This window comes from Rhizobacter sp. P3_B12 (assembly GCF_056402895.1).
The window spans coordinates 1-7931 of the sequence record NZ_JBFUGN010000204.1; the positions used below are offsets into that span (position 1 = coordinate 1).

Sequence of the window (7931 nt, forward strand, 5' to 3'; positions counted from 1 at the left end):
CCCTGCAGCGCATGCCAGGCGTTGGTGCACAGGTTCAGCAGGATCTGCTGCACATGCGTGGCGTCCGCGCTGACGAACAGCGGCCGGTCCTCGAGCACCAGCACCAGCTCGACCGTCGCCGGCAGCGTCGAGCGGAGCAGCGCGATCGACTCCTCGATCATCGGCCGCATCGGCTGGCTCACCAGCTCGTGCGGCTGCATGCGGCTGAACGCGAGGATCTTCTGCACCAGGCTGCGCGCGCGCACGCCGGCCATCTCGATCTGCTTCAGCGGCGGCGTCGCGCCGTGCGCGTCGTCGAGCCGGTCGCGCGCCAGCGACACGTTGCCGAGGATGGCCGCGAGGATGTTGTTGAAATCGTGCGCGATGCCGCCGGCCAGCGTGCCGATCGCCTCCATCTTCTGCGACTCGCGCAGCTGTGCCTCGAGCAGCGCGCGCCGGGCCTCGGCCTGCTTGCGCTCGCTGATGTCGGTCACCATGCCGAGCGAGCCGACGTAGCGGTCGGCCTCGTCGAACACCGGCGTGACCGACATCGACACCCACAGCGGCTGCCCTTCGCTGCGCAGCATGCGCAGCTCGACGGCCTCGACGGTGCCCGGCCGGCGGCTCGCCAGCACGGCCGGCGCCAGCAGCCCGCCGGGGTCGTCGACGAACTCGGCGAGCGGGCGCTCCAGCATGTCGGCCGCGCCCTGGCCGAGCAGGCGCAGCAGCTTCGGGTTGACGAAGGACAGGCAGGCCTGCGCGTTGACGAGCCAGATGCCCTCGTTCGCGGTTTCGACGATGCGGCGGTAGCGCAGCTCGCTGTCGCGCAGCTCGCGCGTCATCACGCGCGCGACGCTGTAGGCGCGCATGCGCCCGGTCGTGAGCTGCCAGGTGAGCGCGGCCAGCAGCAGGCTCAGCCCGATGCCGGCGAAGCCGATGGTGCGCGCCGATTCGCGGTGGTGGCGCGCCTCGAACTCCGGCGTGCTGCGCACCTGCACCGTCCAGCTCTGGCCGGCCACGCCGATGTACTCMTGCGCCTCGAAGCGCGCCGGCTGGCGGTCGGCCTCCGGCCCGATCGAGCGGTACATCAGCGCGTCGTCGCTCAGCTGGACGCCGTCGTAGATGCGCAGGTCCAGGCCCGGCGTCGACTCGCCGTACAGGCTGGACATCAGGTCGCCGATGCGAAAACCCGCCCACACCCAGGCCACCACGTGGCGCCGGCGCGCGGCCACGCTGTCGGCCGGCTGCCCCGGCGCGTACAGCGGCAGCAGCATCAGGAAGCCGTACTGCGGCGCGTGGTCGGGCTCGGTGACGAGGCGGATGCGCCCGGTGATCGCGACGCTGCCGGAGTCGCGCGCCTTGTCGAGCGCGGCCCGGCGCGACGGGTCGGTGGAGATGTCGTAGCCGAGCGCGCTCAGGCTGCGCCCRACCGCCGGGGCGATGTAGGTGACCGGCACATAGCTCGCGCGCGGCCCGGGCGGGCGCACCTGGTAGCCCGGCACGCCGGACAGGCGCTGCGCCGCCTCGTGGGCCGCCACGTCGGGCCCCTGCACCAATGGCCCGTAGGCGATGGCCTGCAGGCCGTTGAAGTCGACGCCGACCAGCAGCGCCTCGACATAGCGGTCGAAGTGCGCGCGGTCGACCGAGCCGGACGCGAGGAACAGGCCCTGCACGCCGCGCAGCATCTGCTCGTAGGCAGCCATGCGCTGCTCGATGCGGCTGGTGGCCTGGCGCAGCCCGAAGTCGAAGCTCGCACGCAGCGCGGCCGTCTCGGACGCGCGCTCGTGGTGCCACGCAAGTGCGGTGACCGTCAGCGAGACGGCCCCGACCAGCAGCGACATCAGCAGCGGAAGGGCTCGCTTCACACCGGGCCCGTGCTCAGAACTGCGTCATCGTGCGCGCCAGCTCGGCCGAGAAGTACTTCTCGAAGATGCGCTGGATGCTGCCGTCGGCCCGCATCTCGTCGATCAGCGCGCGCCAGGCCTGCTGCTGCGCGGGCGACACCGACTTCTTCGACATGATCAGCCCGTGCGGCACCGCCGGGTCGTCGAACTCGACGATGCGCGTCTGCGCGCGGATCGTGCCCTGCTGCACCGTCGGGTAGTCGAAGGGCTCGATGATCATCGCCTGCACGCGGTTGTCGAGCAGCACCTGGTACAGCGGCTCGAGGCTGGACGCATGGCTCACGCGGCCCTGCGCATCGAGCGCGTCGACCAGGCGGTTGGCGGTCGGGCTGTAGCGGAAGCTGCGGATCACGCCGAGCCTGAGCTGCGGGTTGCGCTCGAAATCGGCCAGCGCGGCGACGTTGGCATCCTGGCGCACCAGCAGGTAGTACTTGTTCGACACGTACCAGGCGAACGCGGCGAACTGCTCGCGCGCCGGGTTGGTGATGCCCGACAGGCTGAAGTCGAGCGCGCCGCCCTCGATCAGCTGCCAGATGCGCGCGCGCGGCAGCACCGAGACGATGAACTTGCAACCGCTGCGGCGCGACAATTCGTCGGCGATGTCCTTGTCGATGCCCTCGCCGGTGACGGCCGAATAGAGCAGGCCGTGCTCGTGCAGCGCGAGGCTCATCGGGCGGGGGCAATCGGGCTTGTCGGCCGCGACGGCGACCGTCGGAACACCGCCGGCGGCCAGGAACAGCGCACACGCCCAGCCCGGCAACCAACGCAACGACATCTGCATGCTCGATCCAACCCCCTCGGCCCGCAGCATAGTCCCGCCGCGGGCCGCGCGGCCCCGGGACTTGCCGCAACGAACGGGAAAATGCCACGGCCACGGCGGCCGGGACGGCAGAATCGGCGCTTCGATGACGGTCTCCTTTCCTCGCTCCCTCCCGCTCTGCGCCCTGCGAGCGGCCCGCCTCGGGCTCGCGGCGCTGCTGCTGCTGGCCGGCCGGCCCTGCCTGGCACCGGCCGCTGCGCAGGCCGCCGAGGCCTATGCGATGCAGGCGCAGCGGCAGCCGGATTTCAGGCGCATGCAGGCGCTCGGCCGCACTCTGTTCTTCGACGCGGCCCTGTCGGCTTCGGGCGAACAGAGCTGCGGCAGCTGCCACGACCCGGCCTCGGCCTACGGCCCGCCGAACGACAAGCCGGTGCAGCCGGGCGGGCGCGACGGGCAGGCGCTGGGCTTTCGCGCGACGCCCTCGCTGCGCTACCTGCAGAACGTGCCGCCGTTCACCGAGCACCGCTTCGACGACGACGTCGACGAGAGCGTCGACCAGGGCCCGGCCGGCGGCCACGACTGGGACGGCCGCGCGGCGACGGTGCACGAGCAGTCGGGCCTGGCGCTGCTGTCGCCGAACGAGATGGCCAATGCGAGCCCGGCCGAGGTGGTGGAGCGGCTGCGCCGCGCGCCGTATGCCGGCGAGTTCCGCGCGACCTTCGGCGCCGATGCGCTGGATGCGGTGGAGCCGGCGTTTCAATGGGCGCTGCTGGCGCTGGAGATGTTCCAGCAGGATGCGGCGCAGTTCTACCCCTACAGCAGCAAGTACGACGCGGTGCTGCGCGGCCGCGCGCGCCTGACGCCGCAGGAGGCGCGCGGCCTGGCGCTGTTCAACGACGAGACCAAGGGCAACTGCGCGTCATGCCACCCGAGCGCGATCAGCCCAACGACCGGCGCGTTCCCGGCCTTCACCGACCACGGCCACATCGTGGTCGGCGTGCCGCGCAACCGCGCACTGCCGGCGAATCGCGATGCGGGCTTCCACGACCTCGGGTTGTGCGGGCCGGAGCGGCACGACCTCGCCGACCGGCCCGAGCACTGCGGCGCATTCCGCACGCCGACGCTGCGCAACGTGGCGCTGCGGCAGGCGTTCTTCCACAACGGCGTGCTGCACACGCTGGACGAGGTGATGCAGTTCTACGTGACGCGCGACCTGGAGCCGCAGCGCTGGTATGGCATCGGGGCGGGCGGCCAGGTCGAGCTGTATGACGACCTGCCGGGCGCGCTGAAGGAGAACGTCAACCGCGATCCGCCGTTCGATCGGGTCGCGGGGGACAAGCCGGCGCTCGATGCGCAGGAGATCGCGGATGTGATCGCGTTTCTGAAGACGTTGACGGATGGGTGGCAGGCGGAGTTGTAGCCAGATTGCCTCGTCGCACAGTTTGCTGCCTCGCCACGCTGGCATCCCTTGATCACCATAGTCGCCGATCGGAGAGCACATGAAGCGAGAGCCCGATATCCACTGCCCTCACTGCACCTACCCTCCACAGCCGGAGGATCGCTGGCAGTGCATCCCCAGTTGCGGCACGGTGTGGCACACGTTCTGGACGGGCGGCGTCTGCCCGGGCTGTGGCCATCACTGGCAGAAGACGCAGTGCCCGGCGTGCGGCGAGCTCTCGCCGCACGAAGACTGGTATCACTGTCCAGACGGCATCCCGGGTGGCGAAGAGGAGCGCTCGACCAACCTCACTCCAACGGAGATTTGATCTTGCGGCACCGACTTTCAGCGGCACTCGCACACGCTGTTTGCCTGCTTGTAGAAGTCCTTCGAGGTGGCCGGCCCTGAGTAGACCAGTTCGCCGTTCTTGTTCAACGCAGCACATTTCTGCGTGCAGACTTGCTGCGGGGACGGCTGGTTGCCGGTGAAGCAACTCACCAACACCGACACCCCGACCACTGCAGCGAAGCCGATGGCAATAGCCAGTCCGCGTCGCAGCTCTTTGCTCATTTTCGTCACACGCGACTCCAATCAGTTCACCTGCACGAAGTGCCAAGACGTGCATTGCCGCACCGGCGCTTGACCGGGTACGCTCATGAACGGCCCTTCTGTGTACGGCACCGGAGGCCGGCACATGTTCCCCGCATTCGGGTCAGGCTGCACATAGGGTCCATCGCACACCTTGATCAAGTTCGGCATTGACCACGGATAGTTCACGCCGACATATTCACCCGGAAGGTCTGGCGCCGGATTTGGCATGTTCGTGAATTGATTCATCAGCGACTTGGTCGAGGCCCAGCCCCCGCTCTCCGACATTGTTGGTGGCCCCGTGATCACCGGACCACGCGGATAGTAGATGCCGCGCAGTGCAGGACCACCTCCAAAGCTGGCTTGCAAGCCATTCGGGTCGACGAGGCTCAGCGGATTCCCATCCACATAGGTGTACGTCGAGAAACTTCTTCCAGCCAGCCCGATCGGGTCCGACTGCGGATAGCCGCCTCTCGACGGGTCGTAGCTGCGGAAGTAGTTGTAGAACAGCCCACTCTCCGCATCCGCATACTGCCCCGGGAACCGCAGGTTCTGCGTGAACGCACCCAGCCCGCCAGGATTCGTCTCCGGCGCGGTCGTTCCGAACGGCTCGGCCAGCCAGCGCCAGCGCTTGGCTCCGCTCTGGTCCACCACGATGCGCGGTGCGTTCAGGTGGTCGGCGTGGATGTAGAACACCATCGGCGCAGCGTTCGGATCACTCGCGTTCGCCGGGTCCGGCATGAACATCGCCACCGGGATGTTGTCCAGCCAGACGTATTCGCGCAGCGCCTTGCCGGTCTGGTCGTATTCGCCGAGCAACTGTCCTTCGAGGTCGTACACGAAGATCGCCGTCTCGCCGGTGCTCGTCACCTTGCGGATGCGACGACGCTGCGCGTCGTAGTCGTAGCTGCCGGTCACGCCCGCCTTCGTGATGCTCGCGATCGAGCCGTTCAGGCCGTATGTCGCCGTGTAGCCCGCGCTGTCGCTGGTCGTGTTGCCGGCGTTGTCGTAGCCGAAGCTGCGCGCCGGGTTCGTGATGTTCGTCAGCCGGTTGCTCGTCGCCTCGGTCGTGTAGGTGCTCGGGCTGCCGTTCAGGCTCACGCTGGTGCGGTTGCCGTTCGGGTCGTAGGCGATCGACCAGCTCGATGCGGCCGTCGTGATGCTGGTGAGCCGGCTGTTCTCGTCGTAGCTGAAGCTCTGATCCAGCGTTGGTTGCGCGGTACCGTCACTGGCTAGCAGGTGCGTGAAGCCGCTGATGCGATCGGCCGCGTCGTAGCTCACGTCGCGCAGCGCATTGCCCAGCGGGTAGCGCACGATGCGACCGCTCAAGTCGAACAAGCGCATGTGAGTCACGAGGCCGCTGGTCATGTGCCAGTCCCAGCCGCTCACCGGGCCGAAGGGCTCCCACTTCACGTTGCTGATCAGCGAGACGGGCGTGCTGCCCGCGTCCTTGGCCAGGCTCATGCCGATGAGTTCGCCGACATCGCGCGTGATCACCAGCACCCGGCCTGACGGGTAGGTGATCGTCATCAGGTCGCCGTGCGAGTAGGCGTACTTCACCGTCGTCACGATCGGCTCCGTGTTCGCACCGGCCTTGGCGTTCACCGATTGCACGACTTCGGTGATCCGTCCCCGTGGGTCGTACTTGACACGGGCAAAGCCGGCCGGGTGATCGGTTCGACTCAGACGGCCGATGCTGTAGGTGTAGTCCGGGCCGGTGAGGTCCCAGGTCCAGGTGATGGTCTGGCTCGGCTGACCGCTCTGCGTGTAGACGACGCTGGTCAGCCGGCCTTCGAGGTCATAGGTGTAGGTCTCGGTGACGCCACGGCTGTCGGTGCGGGTCTTCAGGCGACGGGCAGCGTCGTAGGTGATGTTGGTGATGCCGGTGTCCGGGCTGATCAACTGCATCGCATCGCCGAAGCCGTTGCGCGGGTACTGCGTGACCAGGCTGCGCGGGTCGGTCACCTTCGTCGGTCGGCGGCCTCCGTCGTACTCAATCGCGGTCTTGCCGTTCTTCGGATCCGTCAGCTCCTTCACGCGGTACTGCGGGTCATAGCCCACACGCGTTTGAACGTTCAACCCGCCCGGATCACGGGTGATCTTTGTGATGTTTCCTTCGGCGTCGTACTCATACGCACGGACCGGCGTCGGAGACACCGGCGGAGGTGGGATGTCAGCGTGGCAGGGAACAGCAGGCAGAAGCAGGCAGGTCGTGACAGCAAGGACCCCTGCATGGGTCGTCGTGTTCATGGTCGAGTTTTGGCAAGCGGTTGATCGATTCGCGCTGCCACACCCTCTCAAGGGGACTGCCTGGCCCGCGCACTGCGCGCATTGAACCGCCGACCTGAATCGATGGCAAGCGTTGCGTGTGGCCGTCGGCGGCCTGCGACACGCCACCGATTGACGATGACACCCATCGCCAATTTGCGTATCTGCGCGCGCCCGCGCAGATACGAAATCAGTGTGCAGAAACGATGGAGACGTTCCTTTCCGAGGACGACGATCAATCCACAGGCCCCGCCGCCGGAATCGTCAGCAGCAACTCCGACTCGTCCACCAACCTGTAGACCGGGCACTTGCCCGACAGGCGCTCGCTGTTGTCGAGAATGATCTGCACACCCTCGCYGCGCTTGTCCATCATCGCGCTGCGCCCCGTCAGGTCGCGCTCATCGTCGGGCACCACGCACTTGGCCAGCAGGCTGGTGATGGCCTCGTTCCGCGCCGCCTGTCGACAGGGCAGGCTGTCGACCGTCATGGTGTTGGGACTGACGCCCGGCGAATACAACTCCAGGCGGTCCGAGAACATGCGCAACCTGATCTTTGCGCCATGGATCGAATAGTCGCGATGCGCCACGGCGTTCACCAGGGCCTCGAACACGGCGTTCATGTCGTACTGGGGCAGGTCACGCCGCCCCTCGCGCTTGGTCGCCGCGATCCGCATGTTCCTGCGAACGAAGTGACAGGCCGCCAGCACCTGCGCGTCGAGCGGCCCTGCCAGGTCCTTGGCGTCGATCTGATGGTAGGTGCCCTCGCCGGGCGGCAGCACATCGGTGCCGCGGTAGGCAACCGCCCGGATGAACGCGTTGGGCAACCAGCGTCGCGGATCTTCGCTCGCCATCAACACACCGGACACCGTGGGACGCAGCGCCCCATCCGCATCCCCACGGGCCACGGCCAGCTTGTCCAGCAGCACGTCCCGGCTGTCGGCAATGCGTGGACCGACAAAGCGTTGCCACAGCTGCGGGACCAGATCGTCCAGCGT

The 7931-nt window shown here is 67.8% G+C and carries 6 protein-coding genes; 1 reads left to right on the forward strand and 5 read right to left on the reverse strand.

The window, feature by feature from the left end; genetic code table 11:
• Together AC1D01_RS13380 and AC1D01_RS13385 are read right to left on the reverse strand one after the other, a co-directional pair.
• The coding region (locus AC1D01_RS13380) for a CHASE domain-containing protein (protein ID WP_477866928.1) at positions 1-1844 on the reverse strand (1844 nt) is incomplete at its 3' end.
• Positions 1845-1857: 13 nt separating this feature from the next.
• Complete coding sequence (locus AC1D01_RS13385) at positions 1858-2658, reverse strand: substrate-binding periplasmic protein (protein WP_477866930.1); 801 nt, start codon at positions 2656-2658, stop codon at positions 1858-1860.
• A gap of 130 nt (positions 2659-2788) precedes the next feature.
• Here AC1D01_RS13385 and AC1D01_RS13390 point away from each other — a divergent pair, with 130 nt between their 5' ends.
• Positions 2789-4063 (forward strand): cytochrome-c peroxidase, encoded by a 1275-nt coding sequence (locus AC1D01_RS13390; RefSeq protein ID WP_477866932.1) that lies wholly within the window; start codon positions 2789-2791, stop codon positions 4061-4063.
• Positions 4064-4426: 363 nt separating this feature from the next.
• Here AC1D01_RS13390 and AC1D01_RS13395 read toward each other — a convergent pair whose 3' ends face one another.
• The 3 genes from AC1D01_RS13395 to AC1D01_RS13405 all read right to left on the reverse strand — a co-directional run.
• Positions 4427-4651 carry a hypothetical protein gene (locus AC1D01_RS13395; RefSeq protein ID WP_477866934.1) on the reverse strand — a complete coding sequence of 75 codons (225 nt, stop codon included), beginning with the start codon at positions 4649-4651 and terminating at the stop codon, positions 4427-4429.
• Positions 4652-4672: 21 nt separating this feature from the next.
• Positions 4673-6748 (reverse strand): RHS repeat domain-containing protein, encoded by a 2076-nt coding sequence (locus AC1D01_RS13400; RefSeq protein ID WP_477866936.1) that lies wholly within the window; start codon positions 6746-6748, stop codon positions 4673-4675.
• Between the two features lie 424 nt (positions 6749-7172).
• Positions 7173-7931, reverse strand: a 759-nt coding sequence (locus AC1D01_RS13405) for an ATP-binding protein (protein WP_477866938.1), incomplete at its 5' end; no start/stop codon positions are given.